Origin of the sequence: Nocardioides sp. (assembly GCF_036374615.1) — a bacterium.
Lineage (GTDB): Bacteria > Actinomycetota > Actinomycetes > Propionibacteriales > Nocardioidaceae > Nocardioides.
Genome location: NZ_DASUTK010000197.1, coordinates 1 through 26,048, shown reverse-complemented (window position 1 = coordinate 26,048; position 26,048 = coordinate 1). Strand labels below are relative to the sequence as shown.

Annotated in this window: 26 protein-coding genes and 1 rRNA gene; 22 read left to right on the top strand and 5 right to left on the bottom strand. The window is 71.1% G+C overall.

The features are described 5' to 3' along the window. The first annotated feature begins 22 nt into the window (after nt 1-22). Together rrf and VFZ39_RS15355 are read left to right on the top strand one after the other, a co-directional pair. Nucleotides 23-139, top strand: a 5S ribosomal RNA gene (gene rrf / locus VFZ39_RS15360). A gap of 183 nt (nt 140-322) precedes the next feature. Next, nucleotides 323-682, top strand: a complete 360-nt coding sequence (locus tag VFZ39_RS15355; RefSeq protein ID WP_330866651.1) for a single-stranded DNA-binding protein — start codon at nt 323-325, stop codon at nt 680-682. On the opposite strand, the gene VFZ39_RS15350 is transcribed toward VFZ39_RS15355, so the two are convergent. Further along, the gene (locus VFZ39_RS15350; RefSeq protein ID WP_330866650.1) at nt 657-1,778 is read right to left on the bottom strand and encodes a DUF1015 family protein; all 1,122 of its coding nucleotides are present in this window, start codon (nt 1,776-1,778) and stop codon (nt 657-659) included. The genes VFZ39_RS15355 and VFZ39_RS15350 overlap by 26 nt on opposite strands. Before the next feature lie 42 nt (nt 1,779-1,820). Between VFZ39_RS15350 and VFZ39_RS15345 the strand changes: the two genes are divergently transcribed. Genes VFZ39_RS15345 through VFZ39_RS15310 form a run of 8 tightly spaced genes read left to right on the top strand, consistent with a single transcriptional unit; the run spans nt 1,821 to nt 10,316 of the window. Continuing rightward, complete coding sequence (locus VFZ39_RS15345) at nt 1,821-2,843, top strand: HAD-IIA family hydrolase (protein WP_330866649.1); 1,023 nt, start codon at nt 1,821-1,823, stop codon at nt 2,841-2,843. Between the two features lie 10 nt (nt 2,844-2,853). Beyond that, nucleotides 2,854-3,033: a hypothetical protein gene (locus VFZ39_RS15340; RefSeq protein ID WP_330866648.1), complete on the top strand. Its 180-nt coding sequence runs from the start codon at nt 2,854-2,856 to the stop codon at nt 3,031-3,033. A gap of 5 nt (nt 3,034-3,038) precedes the next feature. After that, nucleotides 3,039-3,887: a TlyA family RNA methyltransferase gene (locus tag VFZ39_RS15335; protein ID WP_330866647.1), complete on the top strand. Its 849-nt coding sequence runs from the start codon at nt 3,039-3,041 to the stop codon at nt 3,885-3,887. Next, nucleotides 3,877-4,836, top strand: coding sequence for an NAD kinase (locus tag VFZ39_RS15330; RefSeq protein WP_330866656.1), 960 nt, complete (start codon nt 3,877-3,879; stop codon nt 4,834-4,836). The genes VFZ39_RS15335 and VFZ39_RS15330 overlap by 11 nt, the downstream gene beginning before the upstream one ends. Further along, nucleotides 4,829-6,526, top strand: coding sequence for a DNA repair protein RecN (gene recN / locus VFZ39_RS15325; protein WP_330866646.1), 1,698 nt, complete (start codon nt 4,829-4,831; stop codon nt 6,524-6,526). The genes VFZ39_RS15330 and recN overlap by 8 nt, the downstream gene beginning before the upstream one ends. A gap of 57 nt (nt 6,527-6,583) precedes the next feature. After that, nucleotides 6,584-7,759 carry a putative cytokinetic ring protein SteA gene (steA, locus tag VFZ39_RS15320; RefSeq protein WP_330866645.1) on the top strand — a complete coding sequence of 392 codons (1,176 nt, stop codon included), beginning with the start codon at nt 6,584-6,586 and terminating at the stop codon, nt 7,757-7,759. Beyond that, nucleotides 7,756-8,607, top strand: a complete 852-nt coding sequence (locus VFZ39_RS15315) for a copper transporter (protein WP_330866644.1) — start codon at nt 7,756-7,758, stop codon at nt 8,605-8,607. Before steA ends, VFZ39_RS15315 begins: the two co-directional genes overlap by 4 nt. A gap of 11 nt (nt 8,608-8,618) precedes the next feature. Further along, nucleotides 8,619-10,316: a CTP synthase gene (locus VFZ39_RS15310; RefSeq protein WP_330866643.1), complete on the top strand. Its 1,698-nt coding sequence runs from the start codon at nt 8,619-8,621 to the stop codon at nt 10,314-10,316. 34 nt (nt 10,317-10,350) lie between these two features. On the opposite strand, the gene pepN is transcribed toward VFZ39_RS15310, so the two are convergent. Continuing rightward, nucleotides 10,351-12,780: an aminopeptidase N gene (pepN, locus tag VFZ39_RS15305; protein ID WP_330866642.1), complete on the bottom strand. Its 2,430-nt coding sequence runs from the start codon at nt 12,778-12,780 to the stop codon at nt 10,351-10,353. 23 nt (nt 12,781-12,803) lie between these two features. Here pepN and VFZ39_RS15300 point away from each other — a divergent pair, with 23 nt between their 5' ends. From VFZ39_RS15300 to VFZ39_RS15285, 4 genes are all read left to right on the top strand, one after another. Continuing rightward, nucleotides 12,804-13,406: an NUDIX hydrolase gene (locus tag VFZ39_RS15300; RefSeq protein ID WP_330866641.1), complete on the top strand. Its 603-nt coding sequence runs from the start codon at nt 12,804-12,806 to the stop codon at nt 13,404-13,406. 62 nt (nt 13,407-13,468) lie between these two features. Beyond that, on the top strand, nt 13,469-14,596 hold the full coding sequence (ald, locus tag VFZ39_RS15295) for an alanine dehydrogenase (RefSeq protein ID WP_330866640.1): 1,128 nt from the start codon (nt 13,469-13,471) through the stop codon (nt 14,594-14,596). Continuing rightward, nucleotides 14,589-15,542: a site-specific tyrosine recombinase XerD gene (xerD, locus tag VFZ39_RS15290; RefSeq protein ID WP_330866639.1), complete on the top strand. Its 954-nt coding sequence runs from the start codon at nt 14,589-14,591 to the stop codon at nt 15,540-15,542. The genes ald and xerD overlap by 8 nt, the downstream gene beginning before the upstream one ends. Then, a complete protein-coding gene (locus tag VFZ39_RS15285) occupies nt 15,539-18,100 on the top strand; it encodes a DEAD/DEAH box helicase (protein WP_330866638.1) in 2,562 nt (853 codons plus the stop codon). The genes xerD and VFZ39_RS15285 overlap by 4 nt, the downstream gene beginning before the upstream one ends. 10 nt (nt 18,101-18,110) lie before the next feature. Here VFZ39_RS15285 and VFZ39_RS15280 read toward each other — a convergent pair whose 3' ends face one another. After that, complete coding sequence (locus tag VFZ39_RS15280) at nt 18,111-18,485, bottom strand: VOC family protein (RefSeq protein WP_330866637.1); 375 nt, start codon at nt 18,483-18,485, stop codon at nt 18,111-18,113. 89 nt (nt 18,486-18,574) lie between these two features. On the opposite strand from VFZ39_RS15280, the gene VFZ39_RS15275 reads away from it, so the two are divergent. The 8 genes from VFZ39_RS15275 (at nt 18,575) to VFZ39_RS15240 (ending at nt 24,682) form a co-directional block, all read left to right on the top strand. Beyond that, nucleotides 18,575-19,198: a TetR/AcrR family transcriptional regulator gene (locus VFZ39_RS15275; protein ID WP_330866636.1), complete on the top strand. Its 624-nt coding sequence runs from the start codon at nt 18,575-18,577 to the stop codon at nt 19,196-19,198. A 228-nt stretch (nt 19,199-19,426) separates the two neighbouring features. Beyond that, a complete protein-coding gene (locus VFZ39_RS15270; RefSeq protein ID WP_414690306.1) occupies nt 19,427-20,551 on the top strand; it encodes a ParA family protein in 1,125 nt (374 codons plus the stop codon). Beyond that, nucleotides 20,548-20,895 (top strand): hypothetical protein, encoded by a 348-nt coding sequence (locus VFZ39_RS15265; RefSeq protein ID WP_414690305.1) that lies wholly within the window; start codon nt 20,548-20,550, stop codon nt 20,893-20,895. The genes VFZ39_RS15270 and VFZ39_RS15265 overlap by 4 nt, the downstream gene beginning before the upstream one ends. Then, on the top strand, nt 20,892-21,812 hold the full coding sequence (locus tag VFZ39_RS15260) for a segregation and condensation protein A (protein WP_414690304.1): 921 nt from the start codon (nt 20,892-20,894) through the stop codon (nt 21,810-21,812). The genes VFZ39_RS15265 and VFZ39_RS15260 overlap by 4 nt, the downstream gene beginning before the upstream one ends. Next, nucleotides 21,805-22,422: an SMC-Scp complex subunit ScpB gene (scpB, locus tag VFZ39_RS15255; RefSeq protein ID WP_330866634.1), complete on the top strand. Its 618-nt coding sequence runs from the start codon at nt 21,805-21,807 to the stop codon at nt 22,420-22,422. Before VFZ39_RS15260 ends, scpB begins: the two co-directional genes overlap by 8 nt. Before the next feature lie 10 nt (nt 22,423-22,432). Continuing rightward, nucleotides 22,433-23,185, top strand: coding sequence for a pseudouridine synthase (locus tag VFZ39_RS15250; RefSeq protein WP_330866633.1), 753 nt, complete (start codon nt 22,433-22,435; stop codon nt 23,183-23,185). Nucleotides 23,186-23,235: 50 nt separating this feature from the next. Then, nucleotides 23,236-23,619: a chorismate mutase gene (gene aroH, locus VFZ39_RS15245; RefSeq protein WP_330866632.1), complete on the top strand. Its 384-nt coding sequence runs from the start codon at nt 23,236-23,238 to the stop codon at nt 23,617-23,619. Further along, a complete protein-coding gene (locus VFZ39_RS15240; RefSeq protein WP_330866631.1) occupies nt 23,612-24,682 on the top strand; it encodes a prephenate dehydrogenase in 1,071 nt (356 codons plus the stop codon). Before aroH ends, VFZ39_RS15240 begins: the two co-directional genes overlap by 8 nt. Nucleotides 24,683-24,699: 17 nt before the next feature. Here the strand turns inward: VFZ39_RS15240 and VFZ39_RS15235 are convergent, their stop codons facing one another. Both VFZ39_RS15235 and VFZ39_RS15230 read right to left on the bottom strand, forming a co-directional pair. Further along, on the bottom strand, nt 24,700-25,515 hold the full coding sequence (locus tag VFZ39_RS15235; RefSeq protein WP_330866630.1) for an META domain-containing protein: 816 nt from the start codon (nt 25,513-25,515) through the stop codon (nt 24,700-24,702). Between the two features lie 38 nt (nt 25,516-25,553). Beyond that, a complete protein-coding gene (locus VFZ39_RS15230) occupies nt 25,554-25,928 on the bottom strand; it encodes a phage holin family protein (RefSeq protein WP_330866629.1) in 375 nt (124 codons plus the stop codon). Nucleotides 25,929-26,048: the final 120 nt, after the last annotated feature.

Here is a 26,048-nt window from a genome sequence, read left to right as displayed (position 1 = left end):
CACAACAGTTGGTTGACAAAGTTACGGCGGCCATAGCGAACGGGAAACACCCGGACCCATCCCGAACCCGGAAGTTAAGCCGTTCAGCGCCGATGGTACTGCACCCGAGAGGCTGTGGGAGAGTAGGACGCCGCCGGACATTCTTTGATCGAGGGTCACCCCGCGAGGGGTGGCCCTCGATCGCATTTCGCCGCCGTTTGTGGCAGGTCGGGACCGCTTTCCTTCCACAATCGGCGCCCGTTCCTCCTCGTCCACAAGCGACGCCTCCGAGGGCGGTCACTGTCAGCGTGGTTGGTCATCCTCGGGCTCGAGGTGATGCGAGATGACAAGCGCAGGAGACGACGCGACCGTCGTCGACGAGGTGAACGAGGTCCGACTCGTGGGCCGCGTGTCCGGAGCACCGCAGCAGCGATCGCTACCCAGTGGTGACGAGCTGTGGTCCTTCCGGGTGGTGGTTCCCCGGCCTCCGGCAGACCGGCGCCGGCAACCGGTGGACGCCCTGGAGTGCGTCGCATGGAGTGCCCGTGTGCGACGCAGTGTGGCCCGCTGGTCCGACGGAGACCTGGTGGAGGTGTCGGGGTCGATCCGTCGGCGCTTCTACCGTGCCGGCGGGGTGTCCGCCTCGCGCGTGGAGATCGAGGCGACCCGTGCCCGGGTCATCCGTCGAGCAGCGACCGCATGAGGACTCCGAGGCTCGGCTTGGGCTGGAACGACGTGGCCTTCTCCGGCAGCAGCCGATGGGCGGAGACGATCCGGTCGACGAGGTCGAAGTCGGGCGCTGGCATCAGGATTGCCACGCGCTTGCGCGGAGCCAACCGGTCCAGGGCGTCCTCCACGGTGTGGTGGTAGCCGATCCGCCTCGGCTTGCCCCGCAGCCGGGGGAGCAGCTCTTCGTGGAGCACGTGGACGGCCGCGTGCTCGGAGTCCAGCGGAAGCTCGATCCGGGCCCACTCCCGACCGTCGGTCGCGACCAGGGTGCTCGGTCCCAGCGCTGCCATGGCGTCCTGCTCGTCGACGACGGCGAACTCGGCGACGCCCGCGGCTGCCTCCCGCAGGTCGCGGAAGCGCGTCTCCGCGAGGGTCCGGTGAACGGCTCCGAGGAAGAGCGGAGTGTCGTCCTGGTCGACCAGCATCGCCAGTCCCCGATCGGCGCTGGTGCCGGGCTCGCGATCCTGCAGGCGTTGATAGGCAGCGAACCGGTGGTGGCCATCGGCCACCAACGGCTGGGCCGCGGCGAGCTGTTCGTCCACCTGTTCGAGGAGTGCCGGGTCCATGATCCGCCAGAGCCGGTTGTGCCGCTCGGCACGATCGTGGAACTCGCGGTCAGGCGCCCTGCTCATGACCCGGTGCACCACGGCGCGGACTGCCGCCGGCCCGCGGTGCACGAGCAAGATCGGCGCGGGATTGAGCTTCATCTCCCACATCCGCCTCGCGAGCTCGGCCGCCTGCGAGCGGTGCACTCCCTCATGGGGGAGCACGACCCGGTCGTCGGGATCCGTGGACCGCCGCGAAACGTCGAGCGCGCCCACCAGGCCACGGATCGTCAGGCCGCTCGTCGTGTACTCGTGCAGGTAGATGCCCGGGTCGGCGTCCCGGCTGATGTGACCGTGACGCTCCCAACGTTTCAGCCGCGTGGCCACGTCGCGGTACGGGCGGGCGAAGGCCCGGGCCGAGGCGGGATCGCCCACCCGCCGGGGGGACAGCACCAAGCCGTGGAACGGGTGGAGGCGGAACGGCCCGGCGACCTCGCCGGAGCCCTCCGCGCCCGCTGCGTGCATCGGCTCATCGTAGGGTGCGGGGCGACACGACAGAGCGGGGAGGTGAGCGCGCTGAGGGCGAGCGTGGGGAGGCTGGTCGACGACTACGACCTGCTGATGTTCGACCTCGACGGAGTGGTCTACATCGGCGACGAGGCGGTGCGGGGAGCGGTTGACCACCTGCGCCGGGTCCGCGCGGAGGGGGCGCACGTCGCGTTCATCACCAACAACGCCTCGCGCTCACCCGAGGCCGTCGTGGCCAAGCTGATTGCCCTCGGGGTCGAGGCGGACGTCTCGGACGTGGTCACGTCGGCCCAGGCGGCGGCCCACCTGCTCGTCGTGGACCACGGTGCAGGGGCGCGGATCGCGGTGCTGGGTGGGCCCGGCCTCGAGACCGCCCTCGTGGAGGCCGGGCTCGAACCGGTCGCGGTGGACGACGAGGACGCGGTGGCCATCGTCAGCGGCTACGGTCCCGACGTGGTGTGGCGGGACGTGATGCGCGCTGCGGTCAGGATTCGCGACGGGCTCCCGTGGGTCGCCAGCAACACCGACCTGACGCTGCCCACCGCTGCGGGGCCGGCCCCCGGTCACGGGGTGCTGGTCGACCTCCTGTCACGGTTCGCCGGCGTGGCGCCGGTCGTCGCCGGCAAGCCGCGGCGACCCCTGCTTGACGAGACGATCCGGCGCGTGGGAGGAGACCGGCCACTGATGGTCGGTGACCGGCTCGACACCGACATCACCGGCGGCCACGAGGCAGGCGTCGACTCGCTCCTGGTGATGACCGGCGTGACCCGCCTCCCGGAGCTCGTCGCCGCGATGCCGGAGGAGCGACCGACGTACCTCGCCAGCAGCCTGCAGGGCCTGCTGGAGCAGCACCCGGCTCCGCCCCGGGGCCACGCCGGTTGCGCCGAGCTGGGCGGGTGGCGTGCTTCGGTCCACGACGGCCGGCTGAGGGTGGACGGCGAAGGTGCCCCCGACGACTGGTGGCGGGTGGCCGCGGTCGCCGCCTGGGAGCACCTCGACGAGCACGGGAACGCGCCGGACACCCGTGGGCTGGTGCCGCCTACTGGCAACCCGGCGCGGTAGCCTCAGGCCCATGAGCGAGCTGCATCCCGAGACCGCCGACAGCGAGCTGGTCCGTACCGGGGTCGCCGAGGTCGACGAGGTGTTGGAGTCGCTCGTGCGCCTCGACACGACCGACGTGTCGGAGCACCCCGCGGTGTTCGAGGCCGCTCACGAGAGGCTCCGGGCCGCGCTCGACGGCACGACGCCCTGAGCGACGTGCCGCCACGACGCCTGCGGCTGGACGCCGAGCTGGTACGCCGAGGCCTGGCACGCTCACGCGACCACGCCAGCGAGCTGATCGCCGCCGGCCGGGTGACGGTGAACGGGGCACGGGCCACCAAGCCGGCCACGGGTGTCACCACAGACGTGGCCCTCGTGGTGACCGCCGACCCGGAGCGCCCCGACTACGTGTCGCGCGGCGGGCACAAGCTCGCCGGAGCATTGAGTACGTTCGGCCGAGCCGGGCTGACGGTCGCGGGCCGCCGCTGCCTGGACGCGGGGGCTTCGACCGGTGGCTTCACCGACGTCCTGTTGCGCGAGGGAGCCCGCGCGGTGGTGGCCGTCGACGTCGGCTACGGCCAGCTGGCGTGGCCGCTGCGCAGCGACGACCGGGTGGTCGTCCACGACCGCACGAACGTCCGAGACCTGTCACTGGAAGTGGTGGGCGAGCCGGTCGACGTCGTCGTCGGCGACCTGTCCTTCATCTCGTTGTCCCTGGTGCTCGACGCGCTGATCGGGATCACCCACCCGTCAGGTGACCTGGTGTTGATGGTGAAGCCGCAGTTCGAGGTCGGCAAGGACCGGGTGGGCAAGGGTGGCGTGGTCCGCGATCCGGAGCTGCGGGTCGAGGCGGTCGCGACGGTCGTGGAGGCCGCTGAGTCCCGGGGTTGGGGGATCCGCGCCGTGACTGTCAGCCCGCTGCCGGGACCCTCCGGCAACGTGGAGTTCTTCGTCTGGCTCCGGCGCGGCCCCGCCGCCCTCGAGCCGAGTCAGCGGGACGCGGTGGTGCGTGCCGGGCTGGGCACGGCGGGTCAGAGTGAGAAGGTGGACCGTGATGGTTCCTGAGGAGCGAGCGCCCCGCGGGGTGGCGGCCGACGGCCAGCGTCGCGTCCTCCTGCTGGCCCACACCGGCCGGGAGGAGGCGCGAGAGGTGGCCCGTGCGTTCGTCGAGTCGCTCAACGGCCACCAGATCGTGGTCCGGCTGCTGGCGGACGAGGCAGCCGAGCTGGGCCTGGTCGCCGACCGGGAGCGGATCGAGCTGGCCGACGGCGAGCCGGACGCCGGCGACGGCTGCGAGCTGGCGGTCGTCATCGGCGGTGACGGGTCGATCCTCCGGGCGGCCGAGATCACCCACGCGAGTGGCACCCCGGTACTGGGGGTCAACCTCGGCCACGTCGGGTTCCTGGCCGAGGCCGAGGTCGAGCACGTCGAGACCACCATCCAGGCCATCGTCGACCGGCGCTACGCGACCGAGGATCGCCTGACGCTCGACGTCACCGTCCACCACGACGGCGAGCTCGTGAGCAGCACCTTCGCCCTGAACGAGGCCAGCGTCGAGAAGGCCGCCCGCGAGCGGATGCTCGAGGTGGTCCTCGAGATCGATGGCCGGCCGTTGTCGCGGTTCGGCTGCGACGGCGTCGTGTGCGCGACGCCCACCGGTTCCACGGCGTACAGCTTCAGCGCCGGTGGGCCGGTCGTGTGGCCGGGAGTGGAGGCGCTCTGCGTCGTTCCGTTGAGTGCGCACGCCCTCTTCGCACGGCCACTCGTCGTCGCCCCGACCTCGGTGGTCGCGGTGGAGGTGCTGACGCGGAGCGACGGAGCCGGAGTGCTGTGGTGCGACGGCCGGCGAACGGTGGAGCTGCCACCGGGTGCCCGGATCGAGGTGCGCAGCGGGGCGCAGCCGGTCCGCCTGGTACGGCTGCACGAGGCGCCCTTCACCGACCGGCTGGTCGCCAAGTTCGACCTGTCCGTCGAGGGCTGGCGCGGGCGTCGGTCGGGTGATGTCGATGCTTGAGGAGATCCGGATCGGGTCGCTCGGTGTCATCGACTCGTCGGACCTCGAGCTGGGCCCGGGCCTGACCGTCATCACCGGAGAGACCGGCGCCGGGAAGACCATGATCGTGACCGCCCTCGGCCTGCTCCTCGGCGGCCGAGCGGACAGTGGCGCGGTCCGCACCGGCGCCCGGATGGCCCGGGTGGAGGGAACAGTGGTCGTCGACGGGCTGCACGGACTGGACGCCCGAGTCGACGAGGTCGGCGGCGAGCTGGAGGACCGTCGTGTCGTCCTCGGCCGCACGGTCAGCGCCGAGGGGCGCTCACGCGCGTTCGTCGGTGGCGCGTCCGTGCCGGTCAGCAGGCTCGCGGACCTGGCCGCGCCACTGGTGGCAATGCACGGACAGTCCGACCAGCACCGACTGCTGCGCCCCGGCGCCCAGCGGGATGCCGTTGACGCGTTCGGCGGCGAGGCGATCGCAGAGCCGCTCGCGCGGTACCGCTCCTGCTTCGAGGCACTGCGGGAGGCCGAGCGGGAGCTCACCGACGTCACGACCAACGCTCGGGAGCGAGCCCGCGAGGCGGACCTGCTGCGGTTCGGCGTCGGCGAGGTCGATGCTGTGTCGCCGAGCGCGGGGGAGGACACCGAGCTCGCGGCTGAGGAGGCACGCCTCGGTCACGCCGACACGCTGAGGTCCTCGGCCGAGGAGGCACGATCAGCACTCTCCACCGACGACATCGACCAGCCCGACGCCCTGGGCCTCACCGCGTCAGCCCGCACCGCCCTCGACGGCGTGCGTGAGCACGATCCCGAGGTCGCCGGACTGGCCGACCGGGTGGCCGAGGTGAGCTACCTGCTGTCCGACCTCGCCGCCGACGTCGCGTCGTACGCGTCGAGCATCGAAACCGATCCGGCCCGGCTGGCGGCCGTCTCCGAACGGCGGGCCGCGCTGACCGCCCTCACGCGGAAGTACGGCGACACCCTCGACGAGGTGCTGGCCTGGCGCGACCGAGCGGCGGAGCGGCTCACCGAGCTCGACGGCACCGACGAGCGGATCGAGGAGCTCCGTGGCGTCACGCAGCGGCTTCGTTCCGAGCTGGCGGAGGTCGGCACGGAGCTGTCCGCTGCCCGTCGGGCCGCCGGTGAGCGACTCTCCGCGACCGTGACCGAGGAGCTCGCGGCGCTGGCCATGCCCCACGCCCGCCTGAGCGTGTCCGTCACCGAACGCGACGAGCACGGTGCGTCCGGCAAGGACCGGGTGGAGCTGTTGCTGGCCGCCAACGTGGGCGCCGATCCTCGGCCCCTCGGCAAGGGCGCCTCGGGCGGCGAGCTGTCGCGCGTCATGCTCGCGCTGGAGGTCAGTCTGGCCGGCACCACGGGCGTCCCGACGTACGTCTTCGACGAGGTGGATGCCGGGGTCGGCGGGGCATCGGCAGTGGAGGTGGGGCGGCGGCTGGCGCGGCTGGCCCGCACCGCCCAGGTACTCGTCGTGACTCACCTCCCGCAGGTGGCCGCGTTCGCCGACCGGCACGTCGTCGTGTCGAAGTCCGACGACGGCACCGTCACCAGCGCCGATCTCACCGTGCTGGACGACTCCGGACGCGAGCGCGAGCTCTCCCGGATGATGGCCGGCCAGAGCGACTCCGACAACGCCCTGGCGCATGCTCGTGAGCTGCTCGAGGCAGCCCTCCCGGCACGCGCACAAGGCTGACGCGCCGATTCTCCCGTTATACCCGCGACCGGGTCGGACGGCTGGCAGCATGAGGCGGTGCCAGTCCGAAGCAAAGCCTCCCTCGACCTACCAGGCCTGACCGCCACTGCCCGCGTCGAGCGCCGGTCCAAGGGCCTGATCCCGCGGTTGCGCAAGGGTGACGTCGCCGTGCTCGACCACCTCGATCTCGACCGCGCCACCGCGCAGACGCTCGTCGACACCGGCGTCGTGGGTGTCCTCAACGCCTCACAGTTCCTCTCCGGCCGTTACCCGGCGCTCGGGCCCGCGCTGCTCGCGGATGCCGGTCTTCTCCTGCTCGACCAGGTCGAGGGAGCCGACCGGATACCCGACGGCGCCCGGATCCGCGTCCACGACGACGTCGTGTACGTCGACGGCGAGCCGGTCGCGATGGGCCGGACGGTCGACTCCGCGGTGCTCGCCGACGAGATGGAGCAGGCGCGAGCCGGCCTTGGCACACAGCTCGACACCTTCACCCACAACAGCGCCGCCTTCCTTCGCCGTGAGGAGGAGCTGCTGCTGCACGGCGAAGGTCTGCCCTCCCTCGCGTCCAAGGTCGGCGGACGACCGGCCCTCGTCGTCGTCGACGGTGGCGAGCTCGTCGCCCAGCTGCGTGCGATCCGTCCGTTCGTCAAGGAGCGCAGGCCGGTCCTGATCGGCGTCGACGGCGGGGCGGAGGCGTTGCGCCACGCGGGGTACGCCCCGGACGTGGTCGTCCTGGGAACCGGGCCGGACGCTCCCGAGCTGCCGAGCCGCTCGACCCTGCGCGACGCGCGCGACGTGGTCGTGCGAGTCGAACGAGGCGACCGGCGACCGGTGGATCAGCTGGAGCGGATCGGCGTCCGGGCCGCCCGGGTCGAGACTGCGGCGACCACTGAGGACGTGGCGCTGCTGCTGGCGTTCGCCTCCGAGGCCACCCTGATCGTGGGCGTCGGCACGCACGCGACCCTCGACGAGTTCCTCGACCGGCAGCGCTCCGGCCTCGCGAGTACGTACCTGACCCGGTTGCGGGTCGGGCAGCGGCTGGTCGACGCGTCCGCCGTCCCCCTTCTGTACTCCGGCAGACTCCGGCCCCGGCACCTGTTCCTGGCCATCCTGGTGGGGATCCTCGCCCTGGCCGCAGCAGTGGCCACCACGCCGGTGGGGCAGGAATGGTTCGCAGACCTGCAGGACTGGGTCCGCCAGACGTGGAGCGACCTGGGGTGGTTCGCGTGACCCTCGTACGTCGGCACCTCGTGGGTGCCCTCGTCGTCGTTCTCGCGCTCGCTGTGGGCATCGCCCTCGGTGCCGGTCCACTGCAGCGTGACGACATCGTCCCCACGTCGGCATCGCCGACCGACACCGGCGAGGAGCCGGCAGGCCCGACTGCGGACGACCTGGCTGCGGCGGCCGGACCGTCCCTGCTCGGGGCGCGACTGGAGGGGCGCAGCATCGCGGTGCTGGCGGGACCTGGCGTGACCAGCGAGACGCTCGACTCGGTCACGGCCGGGATCGAGTCCGGTGCCGGCTCGGTCAGCGGGACCTGGCGGCTGACCGAGTCGCTGACAGAACCGAGCGAGAAGGCGCTGGTCGAAACCCTCGGCGACCAGCTGGTCGAGCAGCTCGAGAGCCAGCCTGCCGAGCCTGACGCGCCTGGGTACGAGCGGATCGGACAGCTGATCGGCACGGCGCTGGCGACGCGCCGTTCCGACGCCACGGCTGCGAGCCAGGACGCGCTCACTGTCCGGCAGAGCCTGGCGGCAGCCGGGTTGGTGCAGGGCGGTGACCGCGACGCACGGCGCTCGCCGTTGGTCCTGGTCGTGCTGGGTGAGGATCTCGACGACTACGTGGTCGGGGGCATCCTCGACGGACTCGCGACGCGGTCGGCCGGCGTCGTGGTCGCGGCCCCGGTCCGCGAGGGCGACCTGACGGTCGTCGACGGTCGGGGGGCGGTCACCACCGTCGACGGGATCGAGGGCGAGGCGGGCCAGGTCGCGGCGGTGCTCGCGCTGGCCCGGGTCGAGGAGACTCCCGCGGGTTCGTACGGTGCGTCGGGCGCCGACGGCCTCCTCCCGCTCGGGTAGGATGGAACCCCGTGAAGCATGCGACGCCGGTCAAGCACGTGTTCGTCACCGGAGGCGTCGCCTCCTCTCTGGGAAAAGGCCTCACCGCCTCGAGCCTGGGTAGCCTGCTGAAGGCCCGCGGGCTGCGGGTGACGATGCAGAAGCTGGATCCCTACCTCAACGTGGATCCCGGGACGATGAACCCGTTCCAGCACGGAGAGGTGTTCGTCACCAACGACGGTGCCGAGACCGACCTCGACATCGGCCACTACGAGCGGTTCCTCGACACCGACCTCAGCCAGATCGCGAACGTGACCACCGGGCAGGTCTACTCCACCGTCATCGCGAAGGAGCGCCGCGGCGACTACCTCGGCGACACCGTCCAGGTCATCCCGCACATCACGAACGAGATCAAGGACCGGATCCTCGCGATGGGCGCCGGGGGCGATGTCGACGTCGTGATCACCGAGATCGGCGGCACGGTGGGCGACATCGAGTCGCTGCCGTTCCTCGAGGCGGCCCGTCAGACCCGACACGACGTCGGTCGCGAGAACTGCTTCTTCATCCACGTGTCGCTCGTGCCCTACATCGGGCCGTCGGGGGAGCTGAAGACCAAGCCGACCCAGCACTCGGTGGCGGCACTGCGCTCGATCGGCATCCAGCCCGACGCCGTCGTGTGCCGGGCGGACCGGGAGCTGCCCGAGGGCATCAAGCGCAAGATCTCGCTGATGTGCGACGTCGACGAGGAGGCCGTCGTCACCGCGGCCGACGCGCCCTCGATCTACGACATTCCCAAGGTGCTGCACCGAGAGGGGCTCGACGCCTACCTCGTACGACGTCTGGACCTGCCGTTCCGCGACGTCGACTGGACCAGCTGGGACGACCTGCTGCGGCGGGTCCACCACCCCAACGAGGAGGTCACGGTCGCGCTGGTCGGCAAGTACATCGACCTGCCCGACGCCTACCTCTCGGTGGTCGAGGCGTTGCGTGCCGGCGGGTTCGCCCACGAGGCGAAGGTGCACCTGCGCTGGATCGCCTCCGACACCTGCGAGACCCCGGCCGGCGCCGCCAAGCATCTCAGCGAGGTCGACGCGGTGTGCGTCCCGGGCGGTTTCGGGGTGCGCGGCATCGAGGGCAAGGTCGGCGCGCTGACGTACGCCCGCACGCACGGCATTCCGACCTTGGGGCTGTGCCTCGGGCTGCAGTGCATGGTCATCGAGTACGCCCGGAACGTGGCCGGCCTGGAGAAGGCCGGCTCGAGCGAGTTCGAGCCCGACAGCCCCGAGCCGGTGATCGCGACCATGGAGGAGCAGAAGTCCTACGTCGAGGGGGCCGGTGACCTCGGGGGCACCATGAGACTGGGGCTCTACCCGGCGACGCTCGCCGACGGAAGCCTGGTGCGGCAGGCGTACGGCGAGCCGACCGTCCACGAGCGACACCGGCACCGCTACGAGGTCAACAACGACTACCGCGACCAGCTCGGTGAAGCAGGTCTGGTGTTCTCGGGAACCAACCCCGACCTCGGCCTGGTCGAGTTCGTCGAGCTGCCCCGCGAGGTCCACCCCTACTACGTCGCGACCCAGGCACACCCGGAGCTCCGGTCGCGGCCCACTAGGCCGCACCCGCTGTTCTCGGGCCTGATCGGAGCGGCGATCGAGCGGCAGAAGGCCGAGCGGTTCCCGATCGACGAGAGCGGACTGCGGCGACAAGTCGCGGACGACGAGGCGTAGGCGGGCAGCTCCTCCGAGTCAGGATGCGCGATGCCTAGCCGGCTGCCCGGGCGCGGATCATCCTGCTGAGCGTGTCGGCGCCGGTGAGGAGCGCGCTGCGGACGGTGGGGTCGGTGCCTGGAGCGTCGGCCAGCTCGAGGGACCGGGTGACGAAGTCGTCGTCGCCGACGATGGGGTACATCGAGCGCACCATCGACAGGATCGCCAGCAAACCACCGGAGATGTTTCGCATCTCCTCGAGGTAGCGGTCGGCCCAGGGCAGCAGGAGGTCGACCTGCGCCGGGCGCCAGAACGCCTTGGCCACGTGGAACGTTGGGTAGCCGGCGGGGACCGAACGCTTCTCGAACAGCTCATGCCAGGCCTCGGCCTTCGCGGCCTCCTCGGGGCGCGCGGCGTTCACGGCGACCGCTCGGGCACGCGCATCCGGATCGGGGTCGCGCGCGATCAGGTCCTCGACCACGCCGTCGGCGAGCACGCCGCGCTCGGCGCGCCGGATCATCACCCGCCATGCGAGGTCCACGTCGTCGCCCATCGCCTGGTCGAGGGCGTCGTCGTGGGCGGTGGTCGACGCGCAGGCGGCCAGCACGTTGAGCGCCGGTCGCCGCTGCTCCAGGTCACGGCTCAACGCGAGCGCCTGGTCGGCCACCCTGGCCACGGACGTGGCTACCTGGTCGGGCGGGCACCAGAGCTCGGCAACGTCGCGGGCGAGCAGGAGGAACGGCTCGAGCAGCGTCGCGCTCTTCTCGGCCCCGAGCGCACCGAGCAGCCCGCCGAGGAGCTCGGTACCGCCGAGCTCACCCTTGCGGAGCAGGTCCATCCCCGTCGCCACCATGAGGGCCCTGGCCGTGGGGTCGGGCATCGAGCCCACGGCGACGAGCAACCGACGCAGTGAGTCGTCGTGGGTGCGGACCGCCGCGAACGCCAGGTCCGTGTCGTTGAGGAGGTGCAGCCCGTCGGGCAGTGACGGCAGGGGAGTGCTGCCGCCCGAGGTCTCGACCGGCGTGCGCTCGAGGAGCTCGCCGGAGGCGCTGTAGGTGCCGATGTCGATCCGGTGTGGCCGCGGCTCGCCGCCGTCGGGAGCCACGGCGTCGATCGTGCTGGACGTGAGCGTCAGGGTGTCGGTGCCTGCCCGGTCGAGCCAGTCGCTCGTCCAGTCCCGGAGGTCGCGGCCCGATGCCCGCTCGACGGCGGAGATGAGGTCGTCGAGCCGGGTGTTGCTCCACGCGTGCCGGGAGAAGTAGTCCTGCAGCCCGCGGGTGAAGGCCTCCTCGCCCACGTAGGCCATCAGCTGGTGGAGCACCGCCTGACCCTTCGCATAGGTGATGGCGTCGAAGTTGGCCAACGCCGAGTCCACGTCGGGCACCTCGTGGCGGATCGGGTGCGTGGCCGGCCCCATGTCGACCCGGTAGGCGTCGAGCTTGCGGCCGATCAGGAAGCCCGCCCACGCGTCGGTGAACTCGGTCGCCTCTGCGGCCGCCCAAGTGGACGCCCATGACGCGAACGCCTCGTTGAGCCACAGGTCGTCCCACCACCGCATGGTCACCAGGTCTCCGAACCACATGTGCGCCATCTCGTGGAGCAGGGTCACGGCGACCATGTGGCGTTGGCTGTGGGTCGGCGTTCCGCGGTGGAGGTAGCCGTCGCCCCAGGTGACGCAGCCCCAGTTCTCCATCGCGCCACCCATGTTGGGCACGAAGACCTGGTCGTAGTGGGCCTCGGGGAAGGGGCGTCCGAACCGGTCGCCGAAGAACGCGAGCCCGGCCTCGGTCAGATCCAGCAGGGACGATGCGTCGCGCTCGAGGTTCGGGACGAGCGACTGACGACAGTAGAGCCCGAGGCTGTAGTCGCCGCGTTGCTCCCGGACCTCGTGGAAGGGACCGGCGTTCACCACGGTGACGTACGGCGAGAGCGGCGGCGTGTCCGGGAACGACCAGGTCCGCGAACCGGCGTCGTCGGTCACGTCCTCCGGGCGCATGTTGCTGGTCACGGTCCAGGCCGCCGGTGCGGTGACCGTGAAGCGGTGCAGCGCCTTGAGGTCGGGTTGGTCGAAGCATCCCCACAGCCGACGGGCGTCGTCACACTCCAGCGAGGTCCACACGTACACCAGGCCGTCGGTCGGGTCGACGGTCCGCAGGATGCCGGCCGAGCCGGCCGTGTCCGGCTGCGACAGCTCGATGACGAGTGTGTTCTCCCTTGCCAGGTCGGGGAGCGGGACCCGCCCGCCGGCTGCTGAGGTGAGGTCGAGGTCGACCCCGTTGAGCGTGGCGCGCCTGACGTCGCCCACCGCGTCGACGAAGGTGGATGCGCCGGGCTCCGTGCAGCCGAACGTGATGCTCGACGTGGACTCCCAGACCTCGCCCTCGAGCAGACCGGTCAGGTCGATCTCGATGTCGTAGCGGGAGACCGTCAAGATCCTCGCCCGCGTCTCGGCCTCGGCACGGGTCAGGCTGGTGACGGTGGTCATAGTGCTCACGGTAGCGTCCTGACATGACCGAGCCGCCCCTCGAGGACACCCCGGCCTCATGGCCGGTCCTCGAGTCCGAGGACCTCTTCCGGGACGACTGGGTCATGGCGCTGCGGCGGGACACGGTTCGTGCCCCGGACGGTGGCGAGACCTTCCGTCGGCTCGTCCTCGAGCACCCCGGTGCTGCCGTCGTGCTCGCTGTCGACCGGACCGGGAGGGCGTGTCTGCTGCGGCAGTACCGGCACCCCGGGCAGGCGTGGTTCGTCGAGCTGCCGGCCGGGCTGTGCGACGTCGAGGGCGAGGACCCGCTGGTCGTCGCCCGACGCGAGCTGCGCGAGGAGGCCGGCCTGATCGCCGAGGAGTGGACGCTTCTCGGCTCGACGTACTCCTCGCCGGGCGTCACGAGCGAGCGGGTCCACCTGTACCTGGCGCAGGACCTGACGGACGTCGGACGCGGTGACTTCGACCCCAGCCACGAGGAGGCCGCCATGGAGGTGTTCTGGGCTCCTCTCGAGGACGTCCACGAGGCGATCCTGGACGGTCGCGTCAGCGACGCCCCGACGGTCATCGCCGTGCTGCTCGCACTCACCCGGGGTTTGAGCGGTCGCGGACCGAGTCCGGAGTAATGTCAGCAGCCGTCGCCATGTCCGTGGCGGTGATCACACAAAGCAGGTGAGGGAGTACCAGGGTGAAGATCGGCGTCCCCAAGGAAGTGAAGAACCACGAGTACCGCGTCGCGCTGACCCCGGTAGGGGCGCACGAGCTCACCCAGCACGGTCACGACGTGGTCGTGCAGCGCGGCGCCGGGATCGGGTCCCAGATCCCGGACGCGGAGTACGTCGCGGCCGGCGCGAAGATCCTCGACGACGCCGACGAGGTGTGGGGCGGGGTCGACATGGTGCTGAAGGTCAAGGAGCCGATCGCGGAGGAGTACCACCGGCTGCGTGAGGGCCTGACCCTGTTCACCTACCTGCACCTGGCGGCCGACAAGCCGCTCACGGAGGAGCTGGTGACCAAGAAGGTCACCGCGATCGCCTACGAGACCGTGCAGCTGCCCTCGGGCGGGCTGCCCCTGCTGTACCCGATGTCGGAGGTCGCCGGCTGCCTGGCGCCGCAGGTCGGGGCGCACGCGCTGATGAAGGCTCAGGGGGGCCGGGGGGTGCTGATGGGCGGTGTCGGCGGGGTCGCGAACGCCAAGGTCGTCATCATCGGCGCCGGCGTGTCAGGGCAGAACGCGGCCAACATCGCGCTCGGCATGGGGGCCGACGTGACACTTCTCGACACCGACCTGGACAAGCTGCGGATGTCGTTCTGGCGCTACAACAACCGGGTCCACGGCCTGGCGTCGTCGAAGCTGGCGATCCAGCAGCAGGTGATGGAGGCGGACATGGTGATCGGGGCGGTGCTGATCCCCGGCGCAGCGGCGCCGAAGCTGGTGTCCAACGAGCTGGTCTCGCAGATGAAGCCCGGCTCCGTGCTGGTCGACATCGCTGTGGACCAGGGAGGCTGCTTCGAGGACACCCACCCGACCACGCACGCCGACCCGACCTACGAGGTCCACAACTCGATCTTCTACTGCGTGGCGAACATGCCCGGCGCGGTCCCCAACACCTCCACCTACGCGCTCACCAACGCGACCCTGCCCTACACCGTCGCGCTGGCCGACAAGGGCTGGACCCAGGCGTGCCGCGACGATCGCAGCCTCTCCTACGGCCTCAACACCCACGCGGGCCAGCTGACCAACGCCCCGGTCGGCGACGCGGTGGGCATGGCCGCGATCAGCGTGGAGGAGGCACTGGACGGCGCCGTTGCCTGACCAACCGACCGAGGGCGGGCCCGGCCCGGCCCTGGTCCGCGCGCTCCGCACCTACCTCGACCACCTGACGGTCGAGCGGGGCCTGGCCGCGAACACCCTCACGTCGTACCGCCGCGACCTGCGCCGGTATCTCGCCCACCTGGCGGGCGAGGGCGTGGCCTCGCTCGACGACGTCACGGAGGCGACCGTCGCCGGCTTCCTCACCCGGCTGCGCGAGGGTGACGCGGACCATCCGGCGCTGTCCGCCACCTCGGCCGCCCGGACCCTGGTGGCGGTGCGCGGCTTCCACAAGTTCTGCCTGGGCGACGGGCTGGCGGCCTCTGACCCCGCGGCCGGCGTGAAGCCCCCGACGCCCGCCAAGCGGCTGCCGAAGGCGCTGCCGCTGGCCGATGTCGAAGCGATCCTGGAGGCTGCCGGTGCCGACGGCACGGTGCTCGCGATGCGCGACCGGGCACTCCTCGAGGTCCTCTACGGCACCGGGGCGCGGATCTCCGAGGCCGTCGGGCTCGACGTGGACGACATCGACCTGACCGACCGGACCGTGCTGCTGCGAGGAAAGGGCTCCAAGGAGCGGCTGGTGCCGTTCGGTGCGTACGCCGCCGAGGCGGTCGAGGCCTACCTGGTGCGCGGGAGACCCGAGCTGGTGTCGTCGACCACCCCGGGTGGAGCTCTGTTCCTGAACTCGCGGGGAGGGCGGCTGTCGCGCCAGAGCGCCTGGGCAGTCCTCACGCGGACGGCCGAGCGCGCGGGCGTCACCCGCGACGTCTCCCCGCACACCCTCAGGCACTCGTTCGCCACGCACCTGCTCGACGGGGGAGCCGACGTACGCGTGGTCCAGGAGCTGCTCGGGCACGCTTCGGTGACGACCACCCAGATCTACACGCTGGTCACCGTCGACAACCTGCGTGAGGTCTTCGCGACCGCGCACCCGCGGGCGCGCGGATGACGCCGGACGAGGTCTACGCCGAGGTCCTCGAACGAGCCACGCAGGCCGGGCTCGAGCTCTACCCGCACCAGGACGAAGCGGTCATCGAGCTGCTGAGCGGGAACAACGTCGTGCTCGCGACGCCCACCGGCTCGGGCAAGTCGCTGGTGGCCGAGGCCGCGCACCGGGCCGCCCTCGCAGATGACCGCGTCAGCTTCTACACCGCTCCGATCAAGGCGCTCGTGAGCGAGAAGTTCTTCGCCCTGTGCCAGGTGTTCGGCGCCGACGACGTCGGGCTCCTCACCGGCGACGCAGCCGTGAACGCCGATGCCCCCATCATCTGCTGCACCGCCGAGGTGCTGGCCAACATCGCACTCCGGGAGGGCGCCACCGCCGACGTCGGGCTGGTCGTCATGGACGAGTTCCACTACTACGCCGAGCCCGACCGTGGCTGGGCCTGGCAGGTGCCGCTGTTGGAGCTGCCCCGCGCACAGTTCCTGCTGATGTCGGCCACCCTCGGGGACGTCACCGAGATCGCAGCGGACCTCACCCGTCGGACCGGGCGCGAGACCGTTGTGGTCGATGAGGCCGAGCGGCCGGTGCCGCTGTCCTTCGCATGGTCGCTGGAACCGCTCGACGACACGCTCGCCGAGCTCGTCAGCACCGGGCAGGCGCCCGTGTACGTCGTCCACTTCACCCAGGCAGCCGCGGTGGAGCACGCCACGGCTCTGCTCCGCTCGAAGAGCGACTACCGCGTCGACAAGGAGTCGATCGCCGCGCACATGGCCGCGGTGCGGTTGGGGGCTGGGTTCGGCAAGACCCTGTCACGCCTGCTTCGGGCGGGGATCGGCGTCCATCACGCCGGCATGCTGCCGAAGTACCGTCGGTTGGTCGAGAACCTGGCCCAAGCCGGGCTGCTGACAGTTGTCTGCGGCACCGACACCTTGGGCGTCGGCATCAACGTCCCGATCCGGACCGTGCTGTTCACCGGCCTGGCCAAGTTCGACGGCACCCGGCAGCGGGTGCTCAAGGTCCGGGAGTTCCGGCAGATCGCGGGGCGCGCGGGTCGGGCCGGCTTCGACACCACCGGCTACGTCGTCGTCCAGGCGCCGGAGCACGTGATCGAGAACGAGAGGGCGAAGGCTCGCTCCGAGGCCCGCAACGCTGCGAACCCGAAGAAGCGGTCGAAGCCGCAGCTGAAGAAGCCGCCCGCGGGCACCGTGGTGTGGACCGAGCAGACCTTCGACAAGCTCGTCTCGGGCGAGCCGGAGCCGCTGGTCTCGCGGATGAAGGTCGACAACGCGATGCTCGTGAACGTGGTCGTCCGCGAAGAGGACGCCTTTCCCGTGATGCGGCGGCTGCTGACCGAGAACCACGAGGACCCCAAGCAGCGGCGCCGTCTCGCCCGCCGAGCGCTGAGGCTCGCGCGATCGCTGCTGCGCTCCGGAACCCTCACCCGGCTCGAGCAACCGGACGAGTACGGGCGACGGTACGTCCTGACGGTCGACCTGCCGCCAGACTTCGCGCTCAACCAGCCGCTCGCACACTTCGCCCTCGAGGCGCTCGACGTGCTGGACCCGGAGGCGCCGACGTACTCCTTGGACGTGGTGTCGGTCGTCGAGGCCGTGCTCGAGGGCCCACGCCAGATCCTCTTCGCGCAGCAGCACGCGGCCCGGGGTGAGGCGATCGCCGAGCTCAAGGCCGACGGCGTCGAGTACGACGAGCGGATGGCGATCCTCGACCAGATCACCTGGCCGCAGCCGCTCGCCGACCTCCTCGAGCCACTGTTCGAGACCTACCGGGAGACCCACGGCTGGCTGTCGCCGGACGCGCTGCAGCCGAAGTCGGTGCTGCGCGAGATGTGGGAGCAGGGGATGGGCTTCTCGGACTTCGTGTCCCGCTACCAGCTCGCGCGCTCCGAGGGCCTGCTGCTGCGCTACCTCACCGACGCCTACCGGACGGTGCGGCAGACCGTGCCCGAGCGGCACCGGACCCCCGAGGTGGAGGACCTGCTCGAGTGGCTGGGGGAGACCATCCGGCAGACCGACTCCTCGCTGCTCGACGAGTGGGAATCGCTCGGGGACCCCGAGCACGCACCGGCCGACGTGCTGCTCCACGACGCGCCGCCACCCCCGCGACCGCTGTCGCGCCAGGGGCGGAGCTTCCAGGTGATGGTCCGCAACGCCATGTTCGCGCGAGTCCAGCTGTGCGCCCGCGACGACCTCGACGGACTGGTCAGGATCGAGCGGGAGGCCGCGGACCGGGTCGAGCCGCCACGCACCGTCGTGATGGGACGGTCCTCGTGGGACGAGGCGCTCGAGGCCTACTACGCCGAGCACGACACCATCGCGACGGATGCCGGTGCACGCGGCCCGACGTACCTCAGTGTCGGCCCGGAGGAGCTGGGCGAGCCGGCGGGTGCGGAGGAGGGGACCACCGCCCGGGTACGGCGCGTGGTGCAGACGATCGCCGATCCGGCCGGGCACCGGGACTGGGTGATCGAGGGTGTCGTTGACTGCGACGCCTCGGACGCCGCCGGTGAGCTGGTCCTGGCGGCGACTGCGCTCCGGCGGTTGTGACCGTGTGTCGTCAGCCCTGCCGGAGCTCCATCAGCTCCACCAGGTTCCCGCTCGGGTCGGCCACGAGCACCTGGTTGCCGGCGTTGCCCTCGATCACGGGACTGCGGAGCGTGACGCCGGCCTCCTCGAGCCGGGCGGCCTCCTCGCGGACGTCATTCACGCTGAGGGAGATCCGGTTCCAGCCGCCCGGCTCCGGCGGGTGCGTGCCGTCTCCCTGGCCCCCACCGCCGGCGCCCGGGGCGTTGAGCAGCAGTCGCAGGTCGTCACGTTGGAGCATGGCGAAGCCTGGTCCGGCCTCGATCAGCACCTCGAACCCGAGCTGGTCGCGGTAGAAGGCGGTGGCGCTCGTCGCGTCGTTCACGATGTAGCGGACGGATGCGGTCATGTCCTCGACCGTACGCCTCCTCCGGGAGATATGCAACGGATGCGTTTCGCAGCGCTACGGGAGCGTTCGATTGCTCTACACTCACGCCCGTGACACCCACGACGGAGTCCGCTGAACAGCACGCCCACCAGGACGACCAGCGCGAGCTGGACCCACGGATCGAGCGGTCGACCCGTCGAGTGCGGCAGGCGGCCCTGGACGAGCTCGCGGAGCGGGGGTGGGGTGGCTTCGGGATCGAGTCGGTGGCGCGGCGCGCCGGGGTCGCGAAGAGCACCATCTACCGGCACTGGAGCGGCAAGCTCGACCTGGTCGCCGACGCACTGGAGGAGCTGGTGGTGCAGCCGCCCGCCGACCCCGCCACGGCGGCTGATGCGCGCGCCAGGCTCGAGGAGCTGATGCACCACCTGGTCGACGGGATGCGCGACTCGACCCTGTCACGGTGCCTCCCCGCCCTGATCGAGGCCGCCGAGCACGACCCGGGGGTCCGACGGCTGCACCACGGCTTCAACGCGCGCCGTCGTCAGGCTGTGGTCGACGCGGTCCGCGCGGGGATCGACGCCGGCGAGCTCGATCCCGGCATCGATCCGCAGCAGGCAGCCCTCGCACTGGCAGGAGCCGTCATCTACGCCCGGGTGATGACCGACGCCCCCTTGGGCCACGAGCATGTGCCGGCTCTCGTCGCCACCGTGCTGGGTCGTGCCGAGCGCGAGTGACGACAGCCTGGTCGAACCTGCGTCGTCCGCCAGCGGCGTCCACATGTTCGTGCACAGGAGACCACCGGGGTGTGCACCCGCTCCCGCCGTCCTCAACAGATTTCAGATTGTTCCTGGGGGTATCGGTGCGTCGGTTGAGACGCGCCGCGACCGAGGTCTAGCGTCACGTTCACTCGACCAGATGTCGCCGAGTCGACAATTTGCCGGACCCACAGGCAGGAGAAACTGATGAGTGGTGGCGGGTCCTTCTCAGGACTGTTCCACAAGCGAGGCGCCGCCGAGGCCGCCGAGATGCCACCGCTGGTTCGACCTCAGTCCAGCGCCCAACCCGACGCACTGACCGATGCCCCACCCGACCAGACGCCCCCCGGAGCCAACGACCACGTGAGAGACCCCATCCCCTTCGAGCGTCCCGTCGAGGGCGCCTCCGCCCCCGTCCAGGTCGACGCCCCGGTCCGGGCCGCCCGGACCACCGCTGTCGACGCGCCGGTGGTGCCGGAGGCCGCGGAGCCCGAGCTGGGTCCGACCGGCCGGCCGCTGCCCCATTTCCCGGATCCCCGTCCGGTGACCGAGCACGGCGACGCCCGTGTGATCTCGATGTGCAACCAGAAGGGTGGTGTCGGCAAGACGACCACCACGATCAACCTGGGGGCCTCGCTTGCGGAGTTCGGACGCAAGGTCCTGCTGGTCGACTTCGACCCGCAGGGATCGTTGTCGGTCGGGCTCGGTCTCAACCCGCACGAGATGGATCTCACGATCTACAACCTGCTGATGGACCGTGACGTCGGACTCGACGACGTGGTGGTCCCCTCCGGTGTGGACGGCATGGACCTGTTGCCGTCCAACATCGACCTGTCCGCCGCCGAGGTGCAGCTGGTGCACGAGGTCGCTCGTGAACAGACGCTGGCCCGGGTGCTGGCTCCCGCGCTCGCCACCTACGACGTGATCCTGATCGACTGCCAGCCCTCGCTCGGGCTGCTGACGGTGAATGCGCTCACCGCGTCCCACGGGGTGATCGTGCCGCTGGAGTGCGAGTACTTCGCGCTGCGGGGAGTGGCGCTGCTGAAGACCACCATCGACAAGGTTCGCGAGCGGTTGAACCCCCGGCTGGAGATCGACGGCGTCCTCGGCACGATGTACGACGGTCGGACCCTGCACGGTCGCGAGGTCATGGAGCGGCTGGTGCAGGCGTGGGGCGACCAGGTGTTCCACACCGTGATCAGGCGGACCGTGAAGTTCTCGGACTCGACGGTCGCGGGTGAGCCGATCACGTCGTACGCGTCGAGCTCGCCGGGTGCCGATGCCTACCGGCAGCTGGCCAAGGAGGTGGCACTGCGGTGCCTCGACGGGTGAGCCTTCCCGCCGCCGACGACCTGTTCCGCACCTCCGACGAGCAGGCGCGTGTCCGCGCGGTCCCCGATGCGCCGGAGGCCGGCGACGCCGACCAGCAGGAGAGCGGGGCCGAGCTCGAGTCACGCAAGCCCAGTGGTCGGGTTCGGCACGACGAGAAGATGACGGTGTACGTCACCTCCGACGAGCTGCTCGACCTCGAGCACGCCCGGCTGGCGCTGCGGCGCGACCACGGGCTCGCGCTCGACCGCGGCCGGTTGGTCCGCGAGGCGGTCGCGCTGGTGTTGCGCGACTTCGACGAGAAGGGTCCCGCCAGCGCCCTGGTGCGACGGCTGATCGAGGAATGACCGACCTGATGGCGGCTGCGGTCGAGCTGGACGAGGGCGCGGCCGCGGAGCAGGTCAGCGGCGGGTTCGCCGTACGGCTGGACAACTTCGAGGGACCCTTCGACCTGCTGCTGAACCTGATCGCCAAGCACAAGCTCGACATCACGGAGGTCGCGCTGTCACGCGTGACCGATGAATTCATCGCCCACGTCAGGGCGCTGGGCGCCGTCTGGGACCTGGAGCAGACGACGTCGTTCCTCGTGGTGGCCTCGACCCTGCTCGACCTCAAGGCGGCGCGGTTGCTGCCGCAGGGCGACGTCGAGGACGAGGAGGATCTCGCTCTGCTCGAGGCGCGCGACCTGCTCTTCGCACGACTGCTGCAGTACAAGGCGTTCAAGCAGGTGGCCGGGGTGCTGGAGCGCCGCCTGGCCGCGGAGGGACTCCGTCATCCACGCTCCGTCGGCCTCGAGGAGCGGTACGCCGGGCTGCTGCCCGAGGTGCTGATCGGGATCGGCCTCGACCAGTTCGCCGAGCTCGCGGCGCGCGCGCTGGAGCCCAAGCCCGAGCCGGAGATGTCACTGGGCCACATCCACGCGCCGGCGGTCTCCGTGCGCGAGCAGGCCGCCCTGGTCGCCGGCCGGTTGCGTCGTTCGGGGACCATGACCTTCCGCGCCCTGGTGGGCGACTCTCCGGACATGCTCACCACCGTGGCGCGGTTCCTGTCGTTGTTGGAGCTGTTCCGGGAGGGGGCGGTGGCCTTCGACCAGGTCACGGCGCTGGGTGAGCTGACCGTGCGCTGGACCGGCGGGGAGGCCGACGACTTCGAGGTCGACGAGTTCGAGGGCACCCCGGCCGAGGACGCGCGCGCGGCGGCAGACGGGTCCGAGCCAATGGAATCCGAGCCAGACGACCCCGAGCAGGAGAACGACGATGACTGAGTCACAGACCCTCGACGTGGCGCTCGCCGAGCTGCGTCCGGCGCTGGAGGCGCTGTTGATGGTGGCCGACCAGCCGCTCGACGTCGCTACGCTCGCCTCGGCCGCCGGGCACCCGGTGGCGGCGGTCGAGCATGCCCTGGCCGACCTGGCCCGTGAGTACGACGAGCAGGGACGCGGCTTCGAGCTGCGCCCTGTGGCGGGGGGCTGGCGCTACTACACCCGGGAGGAGTTCGCCTCGGTCGTCGAAGGTTTCGTGCTTGACGGGCAGCAGGCCCGGTTGACCCAGGCGGCACTCGAGACCCTGGCCGTGGTGGCCTACAAGCAACCGGTGTCGCGCGCTCGAGTGTCCGCGATCCGTGGGGTCAATGTGGACGGCGTGATGCGCACCTTGTTGACGCGCGGCCTGGTCGAGGAGGCCGGCAACGACGGCGAGCACGGTGCGACGCTCTACCGGACCACCGGCTACTTCCTGGAGCGGATCGGTGTCACCAGCCTCGACGAGCTGCCCGAGCTGGCGCCGTACCTGCCCGACATGGACGACCTTGAGGACGAGCTGACCGAGGCGGTGGCGTCGAGCACGGCCGGTGCGACGGTGGTCGACAGCGCGTGAGCGGTGGCGCATGAGTGACGACGACGGACTGGTCCGGCTGCAGAAGCTGTTGGCCCAGTCGGGGATCGCCTCTCGCCGCAAGTGTGAGGAGCTGATGCTCGCCGGGGAGGTCGAGGTCGACGGCGAGATCGTCACCAGGCTGGGCACCAAGGTCGATCCACGAACGGCCGTGATCCGGGTGTCCGGCCGGCGGCTGCCGCCGGTGTCCCCGCACGCCTACCTCGTCCTCAACAAGCCGCGCGGCGTGGTCTCCACGATGTCGGACCCCGAGGGCAGGCGGAACCTGACCGACGTGATCGAGGAGAAGGCCGCCGAGCACGGCCGACTCTTCCACGTCGGTCGGCTCGACACGGACACCTCCGGCCTGCTCCTGCTCACCAACGACGGCGACTTCGCACACCGGATGGCGCACCCGTCGTACGAGGTCGACAAGACCTACGTGGCCGAGGTCGAGGGGGACGTCAAGAGGTCGACGATCGCCTCGCTGCTGGAGGGGGTCACCCTCGACGACGGGCCGGTCGCGGTCGCCCGGGCCCGGATCGTCGCCCGCGGCCCCGGCGGCCGGGGCACCATCGTCGAGCTCGTGATCCACGAGGGTCGCAACCGGATCGTCCGGCGACTGCTCGACCACGTGGGCCACCCCGTTCGACGCCTGACGCGCACCGGGTTCGGGCCGGTGTCGCTCGGGCAGCTCAAGACCGGCGAGCTCCGAGAGCTCACCCGTGACGAGCTCGGCGAGCTGCTGGACAGCGTGCGCCTGTGACCCTCGCCGGGTGGGTCTAGGCTTCCTGCGTCTGACGCGAGGAGGAGACCGTGGCGGTGCGGGCGGTGCGAGGGGCCACCCAGCTCGACAGCGACGCGCGTGAGCACATGCTCGACCGCGTCGCCGAGATGGTGCACGACGTGATGGCGTCCAACGGGCTCACGGTGGACGACTTCATCTCCGTGATCTTCACCGCTACCTCCGACCTGGTGTCCGAGTTCCCGGCGTACGCCGCCCGTCAGCTCGGCTTCGGGGAGGTTCCCCTGATCTGCACCCGAGAGCTGGAGATCACCGGGTCCATGCCACGGGTGGTCCGGATGCTGGCCCACGTCGAGACGGACCTGCCCCGTGCCGAGGTCACGCACTGCTACCTGCACGGTGCGGCGGCGCTGCGCAAGGACCTCACGCGCACTCGCGAGGTGCCGGATGAGTGACCTGCTCACCGGGCCGGTCGAGGTTGTGGGGGCGGGCCTGCTCGGCACCTCCATCGGCCTGGCGTGCCGGCGCGCCGGGGTGCAGACGTTCCTCCACGACCTGTCGGCCGAGCACCTGCGGACGGCGTCGGGGCTGGGCGCCGGCAGACCGCGCCGCCCGGACGATCGCCCTCAGCTGGTGGTCGTGGCGGTCCCGCCCGATCACCTGGGGTCGGAGATCGTCGCAGCGCTGCGGCGTACCGACGCGGTCGTGACGGACGTCGGCAGCATCAAGTCCGAGCCGCTCCAGACGGTCGGCGAGCAGCTGCCGGACCTGCTCGCGCGGTACGTCGGGGGGCACCCGATGGCCGGCAGCGAGCGATCCGGACCACTGGCGGCGAGCGCCGCGCTCTTCGATGGTCGGCCGTGGGCGATCACGCCCCACGATGAGGCGACGCCGCACGCGGTGTCGCTCGTGGAGGAGCTGGTGCGGGTCTGCGGGGCGGTGCCGGTGACGTTGGACCCGGGGGAGCACGACCGGGCCGTCGCTCGGATCTCGCACCTGCCTCACCTGCTGGCCGTGCTGGTGGCCGGCCGGCTGGCCGACGCGCCGGACTCCCACCTCGCGCTCTCAGGCCAGGGAGTCCGCGACGTCACCCGCGTCGCCGGTGGCGACCCGGCGCTGTGGGAGCAGATCGTGCGGCACAACGCCGAGGCGCTGCGCGGACTCCTGGCTGAGGTCCGTGAGGAGCTCGACGCGCTCCAGAACGCGCTCAGTGACGGTGATCGCGACGTGCTCGGTGCCCTGCTCGCCCGTGGGGTCGCCGGCACGGAGGCGATCCCCGGCAAGCACGGCGGTCCGGCGCACGCGATGCGGTCGGTGTTCGTGTCCGTGCCGGACCACCCCGGCGAGCTGGCCCGGCTGTTCGCCGATGCAGGCGTTGCCGGCGTGAACATCGAGGACGTGCACATCGACCACGATCCCGGCCGTCCCGTGGGACTCGTGGAGCTGCTGGTCGAGGAGGCCCGCGCCGAGCACCTGCTGGCCTCGCTCGAGTCACAGGGGTGGATCACCCACCGCTAGCCGGCGACCGCTCGCCGTCACGAGATCTCGAAGACGAGGCCTCGACCGTCCTTCGTCACGATCAGCAGGTGGTCTCGGAGCTCGGCGTGGTCGCTGGGTCCGTCCAGCAAGGCCAGCACCGCCCGGTGGGTCTCGCCGGCTGGCCCGGTGCACGACCCTCGCATGACCCGCGTGTTGGCGAACGCGAGCGACGAGCCGTCGACCCTGACCGTGGTCCGGCCGCTGGTACAACCGGTGAACAGCCGCGCCAGCCCGTCGCCCCGGACGCTGAGCGTGGGGCGGCGGGTGCGAACGGGGAGCCGGCTCGTGGTCCCGTCGGAGATCGTGGCGATCCCGGTCCACGTGCGGCCGAGGACCCCGTCGAGCGACGTCGCCGCCGCGCTCGCCAGCTCGATGGTGACCCCGTCACCGGTCAACGTGAGGGTCTCCTCGTCGTCGGTCTGTGCGGTCAGGCCGGTGGAGAAGATCTCGGCCAGCCACTGATCCTGTTCGGCCAGCTCCGGGTCGCAGCCGATCATGGTGGAGGCGGGCTCGCCTGCCCAGGCAAGCGTTGACTCGGTCAGCTCATAGGTGCCGAACAGCGTGTTGCACCCTGCCGACACCGACATCACGTCGTCCTCGAAGGCGAGCTCGATCTCCGTCCCTGCCACGAGGTCGTGCCCCTCCACGCTGGTCGAGGTGTACGCCGCCGCGAGCGTCGGCGGCTCAGCGGGCGTCTCCGAGGTCGTAGCCGCCGGGCTCGGTTCGTCCGCCTCCCCGCCGGTGTCGTCTGAGCAGGCGGTGAGGAGCCCGCCGAGGAGGACGAGCAGGATGGCGAGGACGGCGGTGGGCATGGGGGGCTCCTTCTTTCGCAGCAGGGTGGCACATCGCGTTACCCCTCGTCACCGCCCTGGAGTGACTTCGGCACCAGCGTGCTGAGCGCGATCGAGAACACCGACAGCAGCATCGCGAAGGTCACGGCAGCCAGCAGCCCGTCGACCTGGAGCCTCGACGTGACAGCCGAGACCAACCACACGGCCAGGCCGTTGACGAGCAAGGTCACGATGGCGAGCAGGATCAGCGAACGCGGCAACGGCAGCAGGCGCAGCGCCAGCTGGGCGAGGACGTTGGCGAGGGCGATCAGCACCGAGATCAGCAGCACGGACATCACGTCGCTCTGCAGCTCGACGTCCGGGGTCGCCCACGCTGCCAGCACGACGGCCACGGCGATCAGAACCCACCGCACCAGGATCGACAGGACCTGCACGGGACCTCCTCCTTGGCGCTTCATGCGCCACCTCTGTGGCCGGGCTGTTCAGCTCGGATCCGCGGGCAAGGGCTTACGCATTCCATCGGCACGGACCAAGTTCCGCAACTGGTCCAGCTC

Coding starts and splice junctions, on each gene's coding strand:
- VFZ39_RS15330 (WP_330866656.1), top strand. CDS start 3,877: ATGGTTCCTGAGGAGCGAGCGCCCCGCGGGGTGGCGGCCGACGGCCAG.
- VFZ39_RS15235 (WP_330866630.1), bottom strand. CDS start 25,515: ATGCCCACCGCCGTCCTCGCCATCCTGCTCGTCCTCCTCGGCGGGCTC.
- VFZ39_RS15285 (WP_330866638.1), top strand. CDS start 15,539: ATGACGCCGGACGAGGTCTACGCCGAGGTCCTCGAACGAGCCACGCAG.
- VFZ39_RS15350 (WP_330866650.1), bottom strand. CDS start 1,778: ATGCACGCAGCGGGCGCGGAGGGCTCCGGCGAGGTCGCCGGGCCGTTC.
- VFZ39_RS15240 (WP_330866631.1), top strand. CDS start 23,612: ATGAGTGACCTGCTCACCGGGCCGGTCGAGGTTGTGGGGGCGGGCCTG.
- scpB (WP_330866634.1), top strand. CDS start 21,805: ATGACTGAGTCACAGACCCTCGACGTGGCGCTCGCCGAGCTGCGTCCG.
- VFZ39_RS15250 (WP_330866633.1), top strand. CDS start 22,433: ATGAGTGACGACGACGGACTGGTCCGGCTGCAGAAGCTGTTGGCCCAG.
- VFZ39_RS15280 (WP_330866637.1), bottom strand. CDS start 18,485: ATGACCGCATCCGTCCGCTACATCGTGAACGACGCGACGAGCGCCACC.
- VFZ39_RS15340 (WP_330866648.1), top strand. CDS start 2,854: ATGAGCGAGCTGCATCCCGAGACCGCCGACAGCGAGCTGGTCCGTACC.
- pepN (WP_330866642.1), bottom strand. CDS start 12,780: ATGACCACCGTCACCAGCCTGACCCGTGCCGAGGCCGAGACGCGGGCG.
- VFZ39_RS15260 (WP_414690304.1), top strand. CDS start 20,892: ATGACCGACCTGATGGCGGCTGCGGTCGAGCTGGACGAGGGCGCGGCC.
- VFZ39_RS15270 (WP_414690306.1), top strand. CDS start 19,427: ATGAGTGGTGGCGGGTCCTTCTCAGGACTGTTCCACAAGCGAGGCGCC.
- recN (WP_330866646.1), top strand. CDS start 4,829: ATGCTTGAGGAGATCCGGATCGGGTCGCTCGGTGTCATCGACTCGTCG.
- VFZ39_RS15355 (WP_330866651.1), top strand. CDS start 323: ATGACAAGCGCAGGAGACGACGCGACCGTCGTCGACGAGGTGAACGAG.
- VFZ39_RS15300 (WP_330866641.1), top strand. CDS start 12,804: ATGACCGAGCCGCCCCTCGAGGACACCCCGGCCTCATGGCCGGTCCTC.